The sequence below is a fragment of the Brevundimonas vesicularis genome, assembly GCF_900445985.1.
Classification (GTDB): Bacteria; Pseudomonadota; Alphaproteobacteria; order Caulobacterales; family Caulobacteraceae; genus Brevundimonas; species Brevundimonas vesicularis_D.
Genome location: NZ_UAQP01000014.1, coordinates 238,411 through 254,358, shown reverse-complemented (window position 1 = coordinate 254,358; position 15,948 = coordinate 238,411). Strand labels below are relative to the sequence as shown.

Below are 15,948 nucleotides of genomic sequence, written 5' to 3'. Positions count from 1 at the left end.
CCCGCGATGCGTCGGTTGCAGTGGGGGTCGCCAGCCATTAGCTGTGGCGTATGGGTTCCGCCTGCGATCACGACCATGACCACTCCGGCCTGAACGGCGGGGCGCTGGACCGCGCCCTGGCGGCGGCCGAGGCGCGCGCGCTCCAGCAGGGCGAGCGGATGACCGCCCAGCGCCGGCGCGTCCTGGCCCTGCTGCTGGAAAGCGGCGAGCCGGTGAAGGCCTACGATCTAATCGCGCGCTTCGGAGAAGACGGTCAGGCCGCGAAGCCGCCGACCGTCTATCGCGCGCTGGAGTTTCTGGAACGGCTGGGCATGGTCCACCGCATCGCCTCCATCAGCGCCTATGTCGCCTGCACCGACGATGGCGAGGCCGCCCACGCGGCCGCCTTCTTGATCTGCGACTGCTGCGGCGCGACGCGCGAGGTCAGCGGCCCGGACCAGAGCGCCATGAACGCCGCCGCCTCAGCCGCCGGTTACGCCATCGTCCGCACGACGATCGAGGCGCACGGTCGCTGCGCCGCCTGTCGCGACGTCGCATGACCATGGATGCGGCGTTGATGTCCCCACCGCGTCGCCTGTCCGTGCCGATCGACAATCGCTGGGGCGCCGGCGAGATGGCCGTACTGGATTTCGGCGATCCGAACCGGCCGGTCGATCTGATCTTCTCTCACGCCAACGGCTTCAACGCCGCCACCTATCGCAGCCTCTTGTCGCCGCTGTCGGCGTCCTTGCGGATCTGGGCGCCGGATCTGCGCGGCCATGGCCGGTCTGCGCTGCCGACCTTCGCGCGACCCAAGACCAGCTGGCTGGACCACCGCGACGACCTGCTGGCGCTGCTGGAGGCCATCGACGGCCCGCCCGTGGTCATGGCCGGCCATTCGATGGGCGGCACGGCCTCGCTTCTGGCGGCTGCCGTTCGGCCGGATCGGGTGTCCAGCCTGGTGCTGCTCGATCCGGTGATCTGGAAACGCTCGGCGGTCTTCGCCTTCAACCTGCCCTTCGCCCACAAGCTGATGAAGGCGATCCCCATCGCCAAGGCCACCTTGCGCCGTCGCAGCCAGTTCGACAGCCGCGAACAGGCGATGGCCGCCTATCGCGGGCGCGGCGCCTTCAAGGGTTGGCCCGACATGGTTCTGGCCGACTACCTGTCCGAAGGCCTGAACGAAGGCGACGGCGGGTTCAGCCTGACCGCCGCGCCGGCCTGGGAGGCGGCCAACTACGCCGCCCAGGCGCACGATCCGTGGCGGGCCATGAAACGCTATCCCGGGCCGGTCCGCATCCTGAAAGCCGAACACGGCGCCCTGACCCATGTGCCGGTCCAGCCCCGAGGCCTGCCCAATGTCTCGGTCGAGGTCGTGTCCGGCGGCGGGCACCTGTTCCCCATGACCCATGCCGACGTGGCGCGCGACGCCCTGTTCGACGCCGCCGTCTGAGAACGAATTCTGTAGGCGGAGCATGGGCGCGCGCTATAAGGGCGCCGCTGAGCATAACGCCCGCCGCCCGAGACGCCGCTTGTCCTTCTTCCACGCCGGTCCCGCGCCCAAAGGCGCCGGCCCCCGCTCCGGGGCGCTGCGCGACGGTTTGATCCTTGCTCCAGGCATGAAGGTCGGTCTGTTCGGCGGCTCCTTCAATCCCGCCCACGACGGTCACGCCCATGTCGCCGAGACCGCCATGCGCCGTCTGGATCTCGACCGGGTCGTCTGGCTGGTCTCTCCGCAGAACCCTTTGAAGGACGCCCGCCATAGCGCGCCGCTGGCGGACCGCATGGCCTCGGCGCGTCAGCATGCGCGTGGTCCGTCGATGATCGTCTCGGACTTCGAGAGCCGGGCCGGCGTCGCTTGGACCGTCGACACCCTGCGCCTTCTGGTCGCGCGGCATCCCGGCGTGCATTTCGTCTGGCTGATGGGGTCGGACAATCTGGCCAGCTTCCACCGCTGGAGAGGCTGGACCGACATCATGCGGTTGATGCCGGTGGCGGTCATCGCCCGGCCTGGTTCGCTGCTGGACAGCCGTACGGCGCCGGCCGCCGCCCGCTTCGCCGGTTTCCGCATTCCGGCCCAGCAGGCGGGGCTTCTGCCGACGCTTCAGGCGCCCGCCTGGACCTATCTGACGGCGCCGCTCAATCCCCTTTCGTCCACGGCGATCAGGACCGGCAAGGGCGTGCGCGCGACCTCGTGATCGCCGGATGATTCGGGCGGCGGTTCACGTTGCGGCCCATCCGTGCTAGAGGGCTTCTTTAGTCAACGCTCCCGGAGCCCTCCGCTGACCCCCTCGCCCGCGTATGATACGCAAGACGCCGCCGTCTCGAATACGGCGCACGAGATGGACCCTATCGAACCTCTCCATTCCGAAGACGGCTTTGAATCCGACGCCTCCCCGCGCGGCTTCGACGATTCCGCTCCCCGCCCCGTCGGCTCCACGCCGCTGGAAGAAGCCCTGCTGAGCCGCCTCGACGAGGACAAGGCCCAGGACATGGTCCTGATCGACCTGAAGGGCAAAAGCGCCATGGCCGACACCATGATCGTGGCGTCCGGTCGTTCGCACCGTCACGTCGGCGCCATCGCTGACCACCTGCTGCGCACGCTCAAGGAACAGGGCCTCGGCAAGGCCAAGGTCGAGGGCCTGCCGCACTGCGACTGGGTTCTGATCGACGCCGGCGATGTGATCGTGCACCTGTTCCGCCCGGAAGTGCGCACCTTCTACAACATCGAAAAGATCTGGGCGGTCGACTCCGCCCACCGCATGGTCCGCGACTGACACCATGAAGCTGAGCATCGTCGCCATCGGCCGACCGGGCCGGGGGCCTGAAGCGACGCTCGCCGACGACTACGCCAAGCGCGCCACCCTGTCGGGACGCGCGCTTGGCCTCGGTCCCCTCGAACTGATCGATCTGGAAGCCCGCAGACCCGGCAAGGCGCCGGAGGCTGAGCTGATCCTCGCTGCCGCAGAGGGCGCGCACCTGATCGCCTGCGACGAGCGCGGCAAGACCTATTCCTCGCGCGCCTTCGCCGACCACATCGCCAAACTGCGGGATCAGGGCGAGCGTCGCCTGGTCTTCGCTATCGGCGGGGCGGACGGGCTGGACGCCAGCGTGCGCGACGCTGCGTCCTCGACCCTGGCCTTCGGTCCCCAGACCTGGCCCCACGCCCTGGCGCGCGCCATGCTGGCCGAACAGTTGTATCGGGCCGTGACCATCCTGGCCGGATCGCCCTATCATCGCGACTGACATGCGTCGCGCCATACCCTTATCGCTGGCCCTGCTGACGGGTTTCGTCTGCGCCGCCCCGGCGATGAGCAACCAGGCGCCCGAGAGCGAACTGTCGCGCATTCAGGCCGAATACCGCGACGAGACGGTGCGCGCCCGTCGTCTGCGCGCTGACGCCGACGCCGCCAAGACCGAACTGGCTCAGTTGGAGCGCCGCCTGGCCTCGCTGCGGGCCGACGAACAGACCGGCGACCGTCAGATCGACGATCAGCGCGCCCGCCTGCAGCAACTGACCGAACGCGAGGCCGAACTGGTCACGGACCTGGCGCGTGAGCGCGGCGCCCAGGGCCGTCTGCTCAGCGCGCTGCAGATGATGAGCCGCCGGCCGCCGCCGCCCTTGCTGGTGCCCGCCGACAAGGCCATCGACACCGTGCGCGCCTCCATCCTGCTCAAGGCCATGACGCCGGATCTGGAAGGCCGCGCCAAGGTGCTGGCCGCTCGTCAAGCCGAGATCATGCGCATCCGCCGCCTCGCCGTCCTGTCCTCGGAGCGACTGCTGACGACCGAGAGCGAGCAAGGCGACCGGCGCGGCGAGATCGAGGGGCTGACGGCGCGCAAGACCGCCCTGACCGCCGTCCTGAACGCTGAGGCCCGCGCCGCCGAACGCGCCGCCGCCGTGCTGGAGCGCCGCATTCGCGAACTGGGCGGCGCGGTCCCGACCACCCAGGCCGAAGAGACGCCGACCGCTCGCCTTCCGGCCGGACGCGGCCGCCTCAGTTCGCCCGTCGCCGGCGCGCCCAGCCAGACTTGGGGCGCCGGAACCTCCGGCTGGCGCTGGCGGGCTGACCGCGCGGCCGTCACCGCGCCCGCCGACGCCAAGGTCGCCTACGCCGGGCCGCTGACGGGGTGGGGCAATGTGGTGGTGCTGGATCTCGGCCCCGGCTGGCGCGCCGTCATCGCCGGCCTGGAAAGCGTCGATGTCGGTCCGGACGCCCGGGTCTCGGACGGCCAGACCCTGGGGCGCAGCGGCCCGGACGGCGATGTCTATTTCGAACTGCGTCGCGACGAACGGCCGATCGATCCGGGACCGTGGTTGCGTTGAACCCGCAATAGTCCTTTGCATTCTCGTCTGACGCTGATTTTATCGGCGGGACGCCGCGTCGCCACGATTTGGTCGTGACTGCGGGGCCTTAACCTTCCCACGGGCGCCCACAGTGATCGGCCCGACCGAAAGAGACCGAATGCGTAAACTGCTCCTCGTCGGCTGCGCCGCTCTGGTGCTCGGCGGATCCGCCGCTGCTGTCAGCAGCCAGACCCCCCGAAACGAAACCTTCCGGATGCTGGAGCTGTTCGGCGACGTGGTGGGCATCGTCGAGCAGGCCTACGTCGTCCCGGTCGACAACAAGAAGCTGATCGAGGCCGCGCTGGCCGGCATGATGACGGCCCTGGACCCGCACTCCAACTATCTGCCGCCCTCCAACTACGACGACCTGCGCGAACGCACCGAGGGCCAGTATTCGGGCGTCGGTCTGACCATCAGCGCCGACGGCGGCATGGTGAAGGTCATCTCGCCGATGGACGACAGCCCTGCCGCCAGGGCCGGGGTTCAGGCGGGCGACGTGATCTCTTCGATCGAGGGCCAGAACGCGGCGGGCCTGACGGTCAGCCAAGTGTCCGAAAAGCTGCGCGGCGCCGTGGGCACCAGCGTCAAGGTGACCTTCCTGCGCGACGGCTCAGACCCGCTGGAAGTGACCCTAACCCGCGAGGTCATCAAGGTTCAGTCGGTCACCGGCCGGGTCGAGGGTGACTTCGGTTATCTGCGCGTCTCGACCTTCAACGAGAACACCGGCCGCGAGTTGAACGAGGCCATCGCCAAGATCAAGGCCGAAAAGCCGGGCGTGAAGGGCTATGTCCTGGACCTGCGCAACAACGGCGGCGGCCTGCTGAACGCCGCCATCGACGTCTCCGACGCCTTCCTGGAACGCGGCGAGATCGTCAGCCAGCGGGGCAGGAAGCCCGAGCAGATCCAGCGCTATTCCGCCAAGCCCGGCGACGTCACCGGCGGCCTGCCGCTGGTCGTGCTGGTCAACTATGGCTCGGCCTCGGCGTCGGAAATCGTCGCCGGCGCCCTGAAGGATCACCAGCGCGCGACCATCGTGGGCCTGACCAGCTTCGGCAAGGGTTCGGTCCAGACCGTGATCCCGCTGCGTCAGGGTCAGGACGGCGCCTTGTCGATCACGACCGCGCGCTACTACACCCCTTCGGGCGCCTCGATTCAGAAGATCGGCATCGAGCCGGATCTGGAAGTCGCCCGCAACGAGGCCGAGGCCCGCATCGTCTCGCGCTCCAGCTTCATCTATTCCGAGGCCGCCTACGCCACGGCCCTGGACGCCTCCATCGGCGCCGAGCGCAAGGGTCCGCACACCCCGCGCGAAGCCCCGGGCGAAAAGTTCGACAAGGACAAGGACTATCAGCTTCAGCGCGCGCTGGACGTCCTGCGCGCCGGCGGCGACCTGTCGAAACTGTCGCCCCCGCCCGAAGGCATCGTCGTCACCGAACCCGGCTCGACGCCCAAGCCCGACGCCGAGCCGGCGGCGGACGAGCCGAAAGAAGAATAGGTCAGGGAAGGGCGGCGCGAGCCGCCCTTTTCTTTGCGATCAGGACAGTCGGTCGCGGAAGGCCGAATAGTCGAACGCGCGCACCGTTCTCAGCGCATCCGTCTGGGAGTTCCACAGCACGATGGACGGCAGCGGCACGCCGTTGAAGGTGTTGGTCTTCACCATCGAATAGTGGGCCTGGTCCAGAAACGCGATGCGCGTCCCCGGCGTCGGCCGCTCGGCGAAGACGTAGTCGCCGATGATGTCCCCGGCCAGGCACGACGGCCCGCCCAGCCGCACCGTCACCCCATGTTCGGGCTCTTTCAGCAGCGCGGGGCGATAGGGCGCCTCGATCACATCGGGCATATGGCAGGTGGCCGAGATGTCGGTGATGCCGATGGGCATGCCGTTGTCGAAGACGTCCAGCACCTCGCCGATCAGGATGCCGGCGTCCAGCGCCACGGCCTCGCCCGGCTCCAGATAGACTTGGACCCCGTGCCGGGCCTGCAGATCGCGCACAAAGGCGATCAGATCGTCGGTCTGATAGTCGGCGCGGGTGATGTGATGCCCCCCGCCCAGGTTCAGCCATTTGATCCCGTCCAGCAGCGGCGCCAGCTTCGGCTCCACCGCCGCCCAGATGCGCGACAGCGGCTGGAAGTCCTGTTCGCACAGCGCATGGATATGCAGACCATCGACGCCGATCAGATGGTCGGCCGTCAGTTGCGACACCGGAAAGCCTAGGCGCGAGCAGGGCTGGGCCGGGTCGTATTTGGCGACCTCGCCTTCGGAATGTTCGGGGTTCAGCCGCAGGCCGATCTCGAACGTCTCGCCGTCCGCGCGCGCCGTCGCGATCAGGTCGGCGAAACGGGCGATCTGGGCCGGGTTGTTGAAGATGACGTGATCCGACAGACGCAGGATCTCGGGCAGGTCCTGCGCCGTATAGGCCGGCGAATAGGTGGTGAGCTCGCCCTTGTAGAACTCGCGCGCCAGCCGCGCCTCCCACAGACCCGAGGCGCAGACCCCGTCGAGGTATTCGCCGACCACATCGGCCAGCGACCACATCGAAAACGCCTTCAGCGCCAGAAGCACGCGCGCCTCCGCCCCGTCGCGCACGCCTTTCAGCACGGACAGATTGCGACGGATGGCCGCCTCGTCCACCACGAAGGCGGGCGAGGCGACGCGGTTCAGGTCGAAATGCGCAAAGGCGCCCGGATCGCCGGCCTGGGTCTGCATTCAGTCGGTCCGATCAGAAGTCCAGAGGGGCGTCCAGGTCCTGAACCTTCCACGGCAGGCCGTGCTTGTTCAGCATGTCCATGAAGGGGTCTGGGTCCAGCTGCTCCATGTTGAACACGCCGTCGCCCTTCCACTGGCCGGTCACCATCAGGGCCGCGCCGATCATGGCCGGCACGCCGGTGGTGTAGCTGACGGCCTGGTTGCCGGTCTCGGCATAGGCATCTTCGTGGTCGCAGATGTTGTTGACGTAGACCGTCTTCTTGACCCCGTTCTTCAGGCCGGTGGCGATGACGCCGATGTTGGTCTTGCCCTTGGTGATCGGACCCAGCGAGGCCGGCTCGGGCAGCAGGGCCTTCAGGAACTCGATCGGAATGATCTCGCGGCCCTGGAACGACATCGGCTCGATCGAGGTCATGCCGATGTTTTCCAGCACTTCGAGGTGCTTCAGATAGCTGTCGCCGAACGTCATCCAGAAGCGGATGCGTTTGATCTCGGGATAGAACCTCGCCAGCGATTCCAGCTCCTCATGGTACATGAGGTACATGTTCTTGGGACCCACGCCTTCGAAGTCGAAGGTCTGTTTGTGGCTCAGCGCCGGGCCTTCGACCCACTGGCCGTTCTCCCAGTGACGCGAGTTCGCCGTCACTTCACGCAGATTGATCTCGGGGTTGAAGTTGGTCGCGAAGGGCAGGCCGGTGTCGCCGCCGTTGCAGTCCAGGATGTCCAGCGTCTCGATGGAATCCAGCAGATGCTTCTTGATGTAGGTGGTGAAGACCGAGGTCACGCCGGGGTCGAAGCCCGAACCCAGCAGCGCCATCAGGCCGGCGTCCTTGAAACGGTCCTGATAGGCCCACTGCCACTTGTATTCGAACTTGGCCTCGTCGCGCGGCTCGTAGTTGGCGGTGTCCAGATAGTCGACGCCGGCGGCCAGGCAGGCGTCCATGATCGACAGGTCCTGATAGGGCAGGGCCAGGTTCACGACCAACTCGGGCTGCACCTTCTGGATCAGCGCCGTGGTCGCCGCCACGTCGTCAGCGTCAATGGCCGCCGTGTCGATGTCGACGCCGAGGCGCGACTTCACGGACTGGGCGATCGCATCGCACTTGGACTTGGTGCGGCTCGCCAGGGTGATATGCGAGAAGATGTCCGCGTTCATCGCCATCTTGTGGACGGCCACCGAACTGACGCCGCCTGCGCCGATAACCAGCACCTTGCTCATCTGTGCTTCTCCCGAAGTCTGAAACCCTGGCGACAGCGCCGCCCCTATAAAGGGCGCGGCTCTTAGCACGATGATGACAATCCGCTAAATCCCTGCGCCGATATTGGCTGTTATAGCGTGACCGGATCGGTCCGGTTGCCTTTGTGCGGTTTTTCCGCCATAAGCCGCCGCTTCCGACGCAAGTGAACCTGCGTCTCCACCGGGACGACAGCTTTTTTGTCGTGCTAACGCGCTCCGCGCTACTTGAGCACAGCCCATGCGGGCTCAAGTAGGCCGCAAGGCCGATAGCCCGCAAAAGAGAACGAGCCCGGCGAGAACCCTCCGCCGACGTGATCGTCGCCGGGGGCCGTTGTCGTATGGAGCCGTTTCACCCGTCGCTATGAGGTAGTGAATGTTCGAGGCTCTGAACGAGCGGCTGACAGGCGTCTTCGACCGGATCACCGGGCGCGGCGCCCTGTCCGAAAAGGATGTCGCCGAGGCGATGCGCGAAGTGCGCGTGGCCCTGCTCGAGGCCGACGTCGCCCTGCCGGTCGTCAAGGAATTCATCGCCTTCGCCACCGAGCGCGCGACGGGCGAAGAGGTCATCCGTTCGGTCAAGCCGGCCGATCAGGTGGTCAAGATCGTCTATGACGGCCTGATCGAGATGCTGGGCGGCGAAGAGCCGGTCCCGCTGAACACCAACGCCAACCCGCCCGCCGTGGTGCTGATGGCCGGCCTTCAGGGCTCGGGCAAGACCACGACCTCGGCCAAGCTGGCGCTGCGCCTGACCAAGTTCGATCGCAAGAAGGTCATGATGGCCTCGCTGGACACGCGTCGTCCGGCCGCGATGGAACAGCTGGCCACCCTGGGCAAGCAGATCGAGGTCGCCACCCTGCCGATCGTGCCGGGCGAAAGCGCCGTCCAGATCACGCGCCGGGCGCTGCAATCGGCCAAGCTTCAGGGTTTCGACGTCCTGATCCTCGACACCGCTGGCCGCATCACCCTGGACGAAGGGCTGATGAACGAGGTCGCCGAGGTCGCCGACATCGCCAGGCCCGTCGAGACCCTGCTGGTCGCCGACAGCCTGACCGGCCAGGACGCGGTGCGCACCGCTAAGGCCTTCCACGAGCGCCTGCCCCTGACCGGCCTCGTCTTGACCCGCGCCGACGGCGACGGTCGCGGCGGCGCCATGCTTTCGATGCGCGCCGTCACCGGCCTGCCGATCAAATATCTGGGCGCCGGCGAAAAGGTCGATGCGCTGGACGTGTTCGACGCCCGTCGCGTCGCCGGCCGCATCCTGGGTCAGGGCGATATCGTCGCCCTGGTCGAAAAGGCCAGCCAGGATCTGGACCAGGCCAAGGCCGAGAAGATGGCCCGCAAACTGGCCAAGGGTCAGTTCGATCTGGATGACCTTGCCGGCCAGCTTCAGCAGATGAAGCGGATGGGCGGGCTTCAGGGCATCATGGGCATGCTGCCCGGCGTGGCCAAGATGAAGGGTCAGATGGCCGAAAGCGGCATCGACGACCGGATGATCCTGCGTCAGGAAGCCATCATCTCCTCGATGACCAAGGCCGAGCGCAAGAAGCCCGACCTGCTGAACGCCTCGCGCAAGAAGCGGATCGCCGCCGGCGCCGGCGTCGATGTGCAGGACGTGAACCGGGTTCTGAAGCAGCACCGCCAGATGGCTGACGTGGTCAAGTCGATGGCGCGCGGCGGACCCAAGAAGATGCAGCAGATGGCCGCCATGCTGGGCGGCCTCGGCGGCGGCAGCGGCGTGCCCGGAATGGGCAGCGGCCCCGACATGGCCCGCCTCAAGGCGCTGGGCGGCGGCAAGATGGCCGAACCCTCCGCCGACGATCTGAAAGCCATCCAGGACCGGCTCGCCGGACTGGGCGGCGGACAACTTCCGGGAGGTCTTCCTGGCCTGCCGGGCTTCCCTCCCAAGAAATAACGATTTTCTAGAAAGAGACCTGAAATGCTGAAGATTCGTCTGGCCCGCGGCGGCGCCAAGAAGCGCCCCTACTACCACATCGTCATCGCCGACTCGCACTCGCCGCGCGACGGCAAGTTCATCGAGAAGGTCGGCAGCTACAACCCGATGCTGCCCAAGGACGGCGCCACGCCGCGCGTCGCCCTGAAGGTCGAGCGCATCGCCGAATGGCTCGGCAAGGGCGCCCAGCCGACCGACCGCGTCGCCCGCTTCCTGTCGCAGGACGAGACCCTGGGCCAGAAGGTCAAGTGGACCCAGTCGAACAATCCGAACAAGGGCGCTCCGGGCAAGAAGGCGCAAGAGCGCGCCGCCGAGCGCGCCCAGCGCGAAGCCGACCGCCTGGAAGCCGAAGCCGCCGCCAAGGTCGAGGCCGCTGAAGCCGCCGCCCGCGCCAAGGAAGAGGCCGCCGCCGCCGCCGAAGCCGCCAAGAACGCTCCCGCTGCTGAAGAAGCGCCTGCCGAAGAGGCTCCGGCCGCTGACGCCGCCGCCGAGGAAGCCCCGGCTGCTGAAGCGACCGAGGAAAAGGCCGAAGGCTAAGCCTTTCGGTTTGACGATGATCAGGGCGGCGTCTTTCGACGCCGCCTTTTTCATGGGTTAAGAACACGCATGACCACGGACAGCAGATTGATCCTCGTCGGCCAGATCGGCGGCGGCTTCGGCGTGCGGGGCGAGGTGCGGGTGACCGCCTTCACCGCCGATCCCCTGGCCCTGACCGCCTATGGCCCTCTGCTGCGCGCCGATGGGACCGTGGCCCTGACCCTGACCTCGACGCGGCCCGACAAGAACGGCGTCGTCGGCCGGGCCAAGGAGATCGCCACAAAGGAACAGGCCGACGCCCTACGCGGCCTGAAGCTGCACGTTCCCCGCGACCGGTTCCCCGAGCCGGATGAAGACGAATTCTACCTCGCCGACCTCTTGGGCGTTCAGGTCCGCGACACGGCGGGTGCCGTCATGGGCACGGTGAAATCGGTTCAGAACTTCGGCGCCGACGACATGCTGGAGATTGCGCCCGCCGCCGGCGGCCCGACTTGGTATCTGCCCTTCACCAAGGAAGCGACGCCGGAACTGCACCTGGCCGACGGCTGGCTCATTGCCGTGCCGCCGACCGAGGTGGGCGAGCGCGAGCCCGACTAGGCGTCCTCTACGGGCGCGTCGCCGACGTGCTTCTTGATCGATTCGATCGCCCGCTTGGCGCCCGACTTGTCGGCATAGCCCTCGGTCGAGAAGATGACCTCGGAATTGTATTTGAAGCGGACGCGGTATTCGCCGGCCTTGTCCTGATAGACTTCGAACTTGTGCGCCATCGGGCGTTCCCCTGACTGCGACCGTCGATCGGTCACGGCCAAGCTGGCATCGCCAGCCGTACGGTTCCAGACACAAGCCCGCGATCAAATGGCGCCGGTGACTGTTGCGAAGCCTGCAGACCGCGCCAACATAAGGACAGAAACCCGCAGAGGCCCGCCATGACCGACCTGTCCGCCTTCCCGATCACGCAACGCTGGCCGGCCCAGCACCCCGATCGCATCCAGTTGTATTCCCTGCCGACGCCCAACGGCGTGAAGGTCTCGATCATGCTGGAGGAGGTCGGCCTGGCATATGAGCCGCACCTGGTCGACATCACCAAGAACGAGACCTGGGGGCCGGAGTTTTTGTCGCTGAACCCCAACGGCAAGATCCCCGCCATCCTCGATCCGAACGGCCCGAACGGAAAGCCGCTGGCCCTATTCGAATCCGGCGCCATCCTGATCTATCTGGCGGAAAAGACCGGCAAACTGCTCTCGGCCGACCCGGCGACCCGCTACGAGACGATCCAGTGGGTCATGTTCCAGATGGGCGCGATCGGCCCGATGTTCGGCCAGCTGGGCTTCTTCCACCGCTTCGCCGGCAAGGACTACGAGGACAAGCGCCCGCGCGACCGCTACGTCGCCGAAAGCCGCCGCCTGCTGGGCGTGCTGGAGACGCGGCTTGCCAATGACGGGGGAGACCCCCGCGACTGGCTTGTCGGCGACTATTCCATCGCCGATGTCGCCACCCTGGGCTGGGTCCGCAACCTGATCGGCTTCTATGAGGCGGGTGAGATCGTGGGCTTCGCCGACTTCCCGCGCGTCGCCGCCTGGTTGGAGCGCGGGCTGGCGCGCCCCGCCGTGCAGCGCGGCCTGGAGATTCCGGCGCGTCACTGAACCGTCGCCGCCCACGGGCATTATCTGACGGCATCAACTGGAGCGCGACCTATGGGTATCTTCTCTTCGATCTGGAACAAGATCACGGGCCACAAGCCCAAGGCGGCCCCGCAGCCGACCCCGGCGCCCAGCGCCCAACCCGGGCCCGGCGCCGCCCCCGCTCCGACGCCGGCCCTGCCGCCCGTCGATGTCGAGGCGGTGCTCAGCGATCTGGCGGCGTCGAAGGGCGGCGGCGGCAACTGGCGGACCTCGATCGTCGATCTTCTGAAGCTGCTGGATCTGGATTCCAGCCTGGCCGCCCGCAAGGAGCTGGCCGAGGAACTGAACGTCCACGCCGGCCAGCACGGCTCGGCCGAACAGAACATCGCCCTGTCCAAGGCGGTCTGGAAGAAGCTGGCCGAAAACGGCGGTCAGGTGCCGGCCTCGCTGCGGGACTAATCCCTCTCGCTGGATCAGGCCCGCGGTCTGATCCAGCGCATCGCGGCCAGCGCCGCAAACCCTACCACCAGACCCCAGAAGGCCGACCCGACGCCGAACAGGGTCAGGCCTGACGCCGTCGCCGCAAACGTCAGCACGGCCGCATCGCGCGATCCGACCTCCGTCATCATGTTTTGCAGCGCGCCGGTCAGCGGCGCGATCAGCGCCAGACCCGTCACCGCCGCCAGCACGGCCGGCGGCATGGCGGTGAACAGGCCCGCCAGCGGCGCGGCGAACAGGGTCACCACCAGATAAAGACCGCCGTAGATCACGCCCACGATCCACCTCTTGGCGACGTCGGGGTGCGCGTCCGGCCCGGTGCAGATCGCCGCCGTGATCGCCGCCAGATTGACCCCATGCCCGCCGAACGGCGCGATCAGCAGGCTGGCGACGCCGGTCGACAAGATCAACCGGTTTGCGGGCGGCGGATAACCGGCGCTCTGCAGGACCACCAGCCCGGGCAGGTTCTGCGCCGCCAGCGTCACCAGAAACAACGGAAAGCCCAGGCTGACCGCCGCCTTCCAATCGAAGACGGGCGCGACCGGCTCCAGATGCCCGAACAGGTCGGTCCCGGCGGGCAGGGCCAGTTGCCCCCGCATCGCCAGCACCGCAAAGGCCGCCGCCAGCACGGCGGGCAAGGCCCAGGTCGGCCACAGCCGTCTGAAGATCAGGAACACCGCGATCAGCCCGACGACCAAGGCCGTCTCGTCCGGCACGACCTTGAACAGTCTCAGCACGAAGGGCAGCAGCACCCCCGCCAGCATGGCCGAGGCGATGGCCGCCGATATCCGCGCCGCCAGCCGCCCCAGCACCGGGATCAGGCCGGTCAGGATCATCAGCAAGGCGGCGAAGACGAAGGCGCCGATGGCCGTGGGCCAGGACAGGCCCAGGGTAGAGGCCGCCAGCAGGGCCGCCCCCGGCGTGGACCAGGCCAGCACCACGGGGATCTTCAGCCGCCAGCTCAGAAAGGCGCCCGGCGCCCCGATGCCCAGGCACAGGGCCGTCACCATCGACCCGATCTGGCCCGCGTCCGCGCCCAAGGCCTGGCCCGCCTGAACCACCAGGGCGACCGTCCCGCCAAATCCGATCACCGTCGCCACGGCGGCGGACGAAAAGGCCGAGGCGGGCAGGGCGCGCATGGAAAAGGCCGGAGCAGTCATGCCCCGGCCTTAAACCGTCGTCTCGGATGGCGGAAGGCTGAGATCAGCCCTCCTTGATCAGCCTTCGATGTCTTCCGGCAGGCCCACGGCGTGGAAGCCCGCATCGACGTGGACGACTTCGCCCGTGGTCGAACGGCCCAGGTCCGAACACAGCCACAGGGCCGCGCCCGCGACGCCCTCCATCGAGGTCTCTTCCTTGATCAGCGAGAACTGCGCCGACTTGGAGTGCAGGCCGCGCCCGCCGGAGATGCCGGCCAGCGACAGGGTGCGCATGGCGCCGGCCGAGATGGCGTTGACGCGGATGTTCTTGGGACCCAGGTCGCGCGCGATATAGCGGGTCGCGGCTTCCAGTGCGGCCTTGGCCACGCCCATGGTGTTGTAGTTCGGAATGACCCGCTCGGACCCCAGATAGGTGAGGGTGATCAGGCTGCCGCCGTTCGGCATCAGCTTGGCCGCGCGCTTGGACACGTCCACGAAGCTGAAGGCCGAGATGTTCATGGCCAGAAGGAAGCTGTCGCGCGTGGTGTTGTCCACGAAGCTGCCCTTCAACTCGTCCTTGTTGGCGAAGGCCACTGAGTGAACAACGAAGTCGATCGTGCCGAAAGTCTTTTCCAACTCGGCGAAGGCCGCATCCATCGAGGCGTCGTCCGTGACGTCGGCCGGGATCAGCAGCTTGGCGCCGACGCTTTCGGCCAGGGGACGCACGCGGCGCTCCAGGCTTTCGCCCAAATAGGTGAAGGCCAGCTCGGCGCCCTGGGCGGCCAGCTGCGAGGCGATGCCCCAGGCGATGGAGCTGGAGTTGGCCACGCCCATGATCAGGCCCTTCTTGCCCTTCATGAGGTCGCCGGTCGGCATGTCCCAGCCTTCGGAAGTCGCCATGGTTCGTCTCCTGATGATTTGCGCGGAGGGTTAGCAGGGGCGGGCGTAAACCGGAACCCCCGCCGCCTTCCCTTGCGTCAGAGGAGGCCCGCGATCGCCTCGCGCGCCGCGTCGCCCAGATCGGGGCGTTTCAGGGCCAGGGCGACGTTGGCGCGCAGCAGGCCGATCTTGTCGCCGCAGTCGTGGGTGACGCCTTCGTACTCGACGGCGGTGAAGCTCTGGTCCGCCATCAGCCGCGCCATGGCGTCGGTCAGCTGGATCTCGCCGCCCGCACCTTTTTCCTGCGTCGCCAACAGGTCGAAGATTTCCGGCTGCAGGATGTAACGGCCCGAGATCGACAGGTTGGACGGCGCGGTTCCTGCGGCGGGCTTTTCGACCATGCCCTTCATGACGATGCGCGAACCGTCGCGGCTCACCGGATCGACAATGCCGTATTTGTGGGTCTGATCTTCGGGGACGGATTCCACGCCGATGATGTTGCCGCCGGTCTCGGCATAGACCTCGGCCAACTGCTTCAGGGCGCCGGGCTGAGAATCCACGATGACGTCGGGCAGGATGACGGCGAACGGCTCGTGGCCGATGATATCGCGCGCGCACCAGACGGCGTGGCCCAGGCCCTTGGGCTGCATCTGGCGGGTGAAGCTCATCTCCCCGGCCGAGGCCAGTTCGGCGTTCATCATCTCCAGAATGTCAGTCTTGCCCTTGGCCAGAAGCTGGGCTTCCAGCTCGATCTGGTGATCGAAATAGTCCTCGATGGCGCCCTTGGAGCGGCCGGTGACGAAGACGATGTGCTCGATCCCGGCTTCGCGCGCCTCTTCGACGATGTAGGACAGGATTGGCCGGTCGACGACGTTCAGCAGTTCCTTGGGGGTCGTCTTGGTGCCGGGCAGGACCCGGGTGCCGAGGCCCGCGACGGGCAGTACGGCCTTGCGCAGGCGCGCGGGCGTGGTGGTCATCAAATCATCCTGACAGCTATCCCGCCCCTTCTACGGCCTCGTGCGCTTCAGTTGAAGCGCTTCGCGCTTCAACG

The 15,948-nt window shown here is 67.4% G+C and carries 18 protein-coding genes; 12 read left to right on the top strand and 6 right to left on the bottom strand.

Features of this window, described 5'->3' with window-relative positions; all coding sequences use genetic code 11:
* Nucleotides 1–50: 50 nt before the first annotated feature.
* The 7 genes from DT343_RS10335 (at nt 51) to DT343_RS10305 (ending at nt 5,822) form a co-directional block, all read left to right on the top strand.
* Nucleotides 51–539, top strand: coding sequence for a Fur family transcriptional regulator (locus DT343_RS10335; protein WP_112862825.1), 489 nt, complete (start codon nt 51–53; stop codon nt 537–539).
* Between the two features lie 2 nt (nt 540–541).
* Entirely contained in the window at nt 542–1,432 is an 891-nt protein-coding gene (locus DT343_RS10330; RefSeq protein ID WP_220116764.1) for an alpha/beta fold hydrolase, read from the top strand.
* A gap of 79 nt (nt 1,433–1,511) precedes the next feature.
* The gene (locus DT343_RS10325; RefSeq protein ID WP_181669177.1) at nt 1,512–2,177 is read left to right on the top strand and encodes a nicotinate-nucleotide adenylyltransferase; all 666 of its coding nucleotides are present in this window, start codon (nt 1,512–1,514) and stop codon (nt 2,175–2,177) included.
* Nucleotides 2,178–2,321: 144 nt separating this feature from the next.
* Entirely contained in the window at nt 2,322–2,756 is a 435-nt protein-coding gene (rsfS, locus tag DT343_RS10320; RefSeq protein WP_082064315.1) for a ribosome silencing factor, read from the top strand.
* Between the two features lie 4 nt (nt 2,757–2,760).
* On the top strand, nt 2,761–3,225 hold the full coding sequence (rlmH, locus tag DT343_RS10315; protein ID WP_017506622.1) for a 23S rRNA (pseudouridine(1915)-N(3))-methyltransferase RlmH: 465 nt from the start codon (nt 2,761–2,763) through the stop codon (nt 3,223–3,225).
* Between the two features lies 1 nt (nt 3,226).
* Nucleotides 3,227–4,306 carry a murein hydrolase activator EnvC family protein gene (locus DT343_RS10310; protein ID WP_112862822.1) on the top strand — a complete coding sequence of 360 codons (1,080 nt, stop codon included), beginning with the start codon at nt 3,227–3,229 and terminating at the stop codon, nt 4,304–4,306.
* A gap of 139 nt (nt 4,307–4,445) precedes the next feature.
* Nucleotides 4,446–5,822, top strand: a complete 1,377-nt coding sequence (locus tag DT343_RS10305) for a S41 family peptidase (protein WP_112862821.1) — start codon at nt 4,446–4,448, stop codon at nt 5,820–5,822.
* Between the two features lie 39 nt (nt 5,823–5,861).
* On the opposite strand, the gene DT343_RS10300 is transcribed toward DT343_RS10305, so the two are convergent.
* Nucleotides 5,862–7,034, bottom strand: coding sequence for a carboxynorspermidine decarboxylase (locus DT343_RS10300; RefSeq protein WP_112862820.1), 1,173 nt, complete (start codon nt 7,032–7,034; stop codon nt 5,862–5,864).
* 13 nt (nt 7,035–7,047) lie between these two features.
* Nucleotides 7,048–8,253: a saccharopine dehydrogenase family protein gene (locus tag DT343_RS10295; RefSeq protein ID WP_112862819.1), complete on the bottom strand. Its 1,206-nt coding sequence runs from the start codon at nt 8,251–8,253 to the stop codon at nt 7,048–7,050.
* 391 nt (nt 8,254–8,644) lie between these two features.
* On the opposite strand from DT343_RS10295, the gene ffh reads away from it, so the two are divergent.
* The 3 genes from ffh to rimM all read left to right on the top strand — a co-directional run bounded on the left by ffh (nt 8,645) and on the right by rimM (nt 11,356).
* Nucleotides 8,645–10,183: a signal recognition particle protein gene (gene ffh, locus DT343_RS10290; protein ID WP_112862818.1), complete on the top strand. Its 1,539-nt coding sequence runs from the start codon at nt 8,645–8,647 to the stop codon at nt 10,181–10,183.
* Between the two features lie 24 nt (nt 10,184–10,207).
* Nucleotides 10,208–10,759 carry a 30S ribosomal protein S16 gene (gene rpsP, locus DT343_RS10285; RefSeq protein ID WP_055754551.1) on the top strand — a complete coding sequence of 184 codons (552 nt, stop codon included), beginning with the start codon at nt 10,208–10,210 and terminating at the stop codon, nt 10,757–10,759.
* A gap of 69 nt (nt 10,760–10,828) precedes the next feature.
* Nucleotides 10,829–11,356, top strand: a complete 528-nt coding sequence (gene rimM, locus DT343_RS10280) for a ribosome maturation factor RimM (RefSeq protein WP_112862817.1) — start codon at nt 10,829–10,831, stop codon at nt 11,354–11,356.
* On the opposite strand, the gene DT343_RS10275 is transcribed toward rimM, so the two are convergent.
* Nucleotides 11,353–11,526 carry a YegP family protein gene (locus tag DT343_RS10275; protein WP_112862816.1) on the bottom strand — a complete coding sequence of 58 codons (174 nt, stop codon included), beginning with the start codon at nt 11,524–11,526 and terminating at the stop codon, nt 11,353–11,355. The two genes, rimM and DT343_RS10275, sit on opposite strands and share 4 nt — an antisense overlap.
* A gap of 159 nt (nt 11,527–11,685) precedes the next feature.
* Between DT343_RS10275 and DT343_RS10270 the strand changes: the two genes are divergently transcribed.
* Entirely contained in the window at nt 11,686–12,402 is a 717-nt protein-coding gene (locus DT343_RS10270; protein WP_112862815.1) for a glutathione S-transferase N-terminal domain-containing protein, read from the top strand.
* A 51-nt stretch (nt 12,403–12,453) separates the two neighbouring features.
* Nucleotides 12,454–12,840 (top strand): DUF3597 domain-containing protein, encoded by a 387-nt coding sequence (locus DT343_RS10265; RefSeq protein ID WP_112862814.1) that lies wholly within the window; start codon nt 12,454–12,456, stop codon nt 12,838–12,840.
* Between the two features lie 14 nt (nt 12,841–12,854).
* Here DT343_RS10265 and DT343_RS10260 read toward each other — a convergent pair whose 3' ends face one another.
* From DT343_RS10260 to galU, 3 genes are all read right to left on the bottom strand, one after another.
* Entirely contained in the window at nt 12,855–14,039 is a 1,185-nt protein-coding gene (locus tag DT343_RS10260) for a benzoate/H(+) symporter BenE family transporter (RefSeq protein WP_258522556.1), read from the bottom strand.
* A gap of 57 nt (nt 14,040–14,096) precedes the next feature.
* Complete coding sequence (locus DT343_RS10255; RefSeq protein WP_169802112.1) at nt 14,097–14,894, bottom strand: enoyl-ACP reductase FabI; 798 nt, start codon at nt 14,892–14,894, stop codon at nt 14,097–14,099.
* A 101-nt stretch (nt 14,895–14,995) separates the two neighbouring features.
* The gene (gene galU / locus DT343_RS10250) at nt 14,996–15,874 is read right to left on the bottom strand and encodes a UTP--glucose-1-phosphate uridylyltransferase GalU (RefSeq protein WP_112862812.1); all 879 of its coding nucleotides are present in this window, start codon (nt 15,872–15,874) and stop codon (nt 14,996–14,998) included.
* Nucleotides 15,875–15,948: the final 74 nt, after the last annotated feature.

What these genes read in the sequence shown, in the direction of transcription:
- DT343_RS10335 (WP_112862825.1), top strand. Translation starts at nt 51, where the DNA reads ATGGGTTCCGCCTGCGATCACGACCATGACCACTCCGGCCTGAACGGC.
- DT343_RS10330 (WP_220116764.1), top strand. Translation starts at nt 542, where the DNA reads ATGGATGCGGCGTTGATGTCCCCACCGCGTCGCCTGTCCGTGCCGATC.
- rsfS (WP_082064315.1), top strand. Translation starts at nt 2,322, where the DNA reads ATGGACCCTATCGAACCTCTCCATTCCGAAGACGGCTTTGAATCCGAC.
- rlmH (WP_017506622.1), top strand. Translation starts at nt 2,761, where the DNA reads ATGAAGCTGAGCATCGTCGCCATCGGCCGACCGGGCCGGGGGCCTGAA.
- DT343_RS10310 (WP_112862822.1), top strand. Translation starts at nt 3,227, where the DNA reads ATGCGTCGCGCCATACCCTTATCGCTGGCCCTGCTGACGGGTTTCGTC.
- DT343_RS10305 (WP_112862821.1), top strand. Translation starts at nt 4,446, where the DNA reads ATGCGTAAACTGCTCCTCGTCGGCTGCGCCGCTCTGGTGCTCGGCGGA.
- DT343_RS10300 (WP_112862820.1), bottom strand. Translation starts at nt 7,034, where the DNA reads ATGCAGACCCAGGCCGGCGATCCGGGCGCCTTTGCGCATTTCGACCTG.
- DT343_RS10295 (WP_112862819.1), bottom strand. Translation starts at nt 8,253, where the DNA reads ATGAGCAAGGTGCTGGTTATCGGCGCAGGCGGCGTCAGTTCGGTGGCC.
- ffh (WP_112862818.1), top strand. Translation starts at nt 8,645, where the DNA reads ATGTTCGAGGCTCTGAACGAGCGGCTGACAGGCGTCTTCGACCGGATC.
- rpsP (WP_055754551.1), top strand. Translation starts at nt 10,208, where the DNA reads ATGCTGAAGATTCGTCTGGCCCGCGGCGGCGCCAAGAAGCGCCCCTAC.
- rimM (WP_112862817.1), top strand. Translation starts at nt 10,829, where the DNA reads ATGACCACGGACAGCAGATTGATCCTCGTCGGCCAGATCGGCGGCGGC.
- DT343_RS10275 (WP_112862816.1), bottom strand. Translation starts at nt 11,526, where the DNA reads ATGGCGCACAAGTTCGAAGTCTATCAGGACAAGGCCGGCGAATACCGC.
- DT343_RS10270 (WP_112862815.1), top strand. Translation starts at nt 11,686, where the DNA reads ATGACCGACCTGTCCGCCTTCCCGATCACGCAACGCTGGCCGGCCCAG.
- DT343_RS10265 (WP_112862814.1), top strand. Translation starts at nt 12,454, where the DNA reads ATGGGTATCTTCTCTTCGATCTGGAACAAGATCACGGGCCACAAGCCC.
- DT343_RS10260 (WP_258522556.1), bottom strand. Translation starts at nt 14,039, where the DNA reads ATGACTGCTCCGGCCTTTTCCATGCGCGCCCTGCCCGCCTCGGCCTTT.
- DT343_RS10255 (WP_169802112.1), bottom strand. Translation starts at nt 14,894, where the DNA reads ATGCCGACCGGCGACCTCATGAAGGGCAAGAAGGGCCTGATCATGGGC.
- galU (WP_112862812.1), bottom strand. Translation starts at nt 15,874, where the DNA reads ATGACCACCACGCCCGCGCGCCTGCGCAAGGCCGTACTGCCCGTCGCG.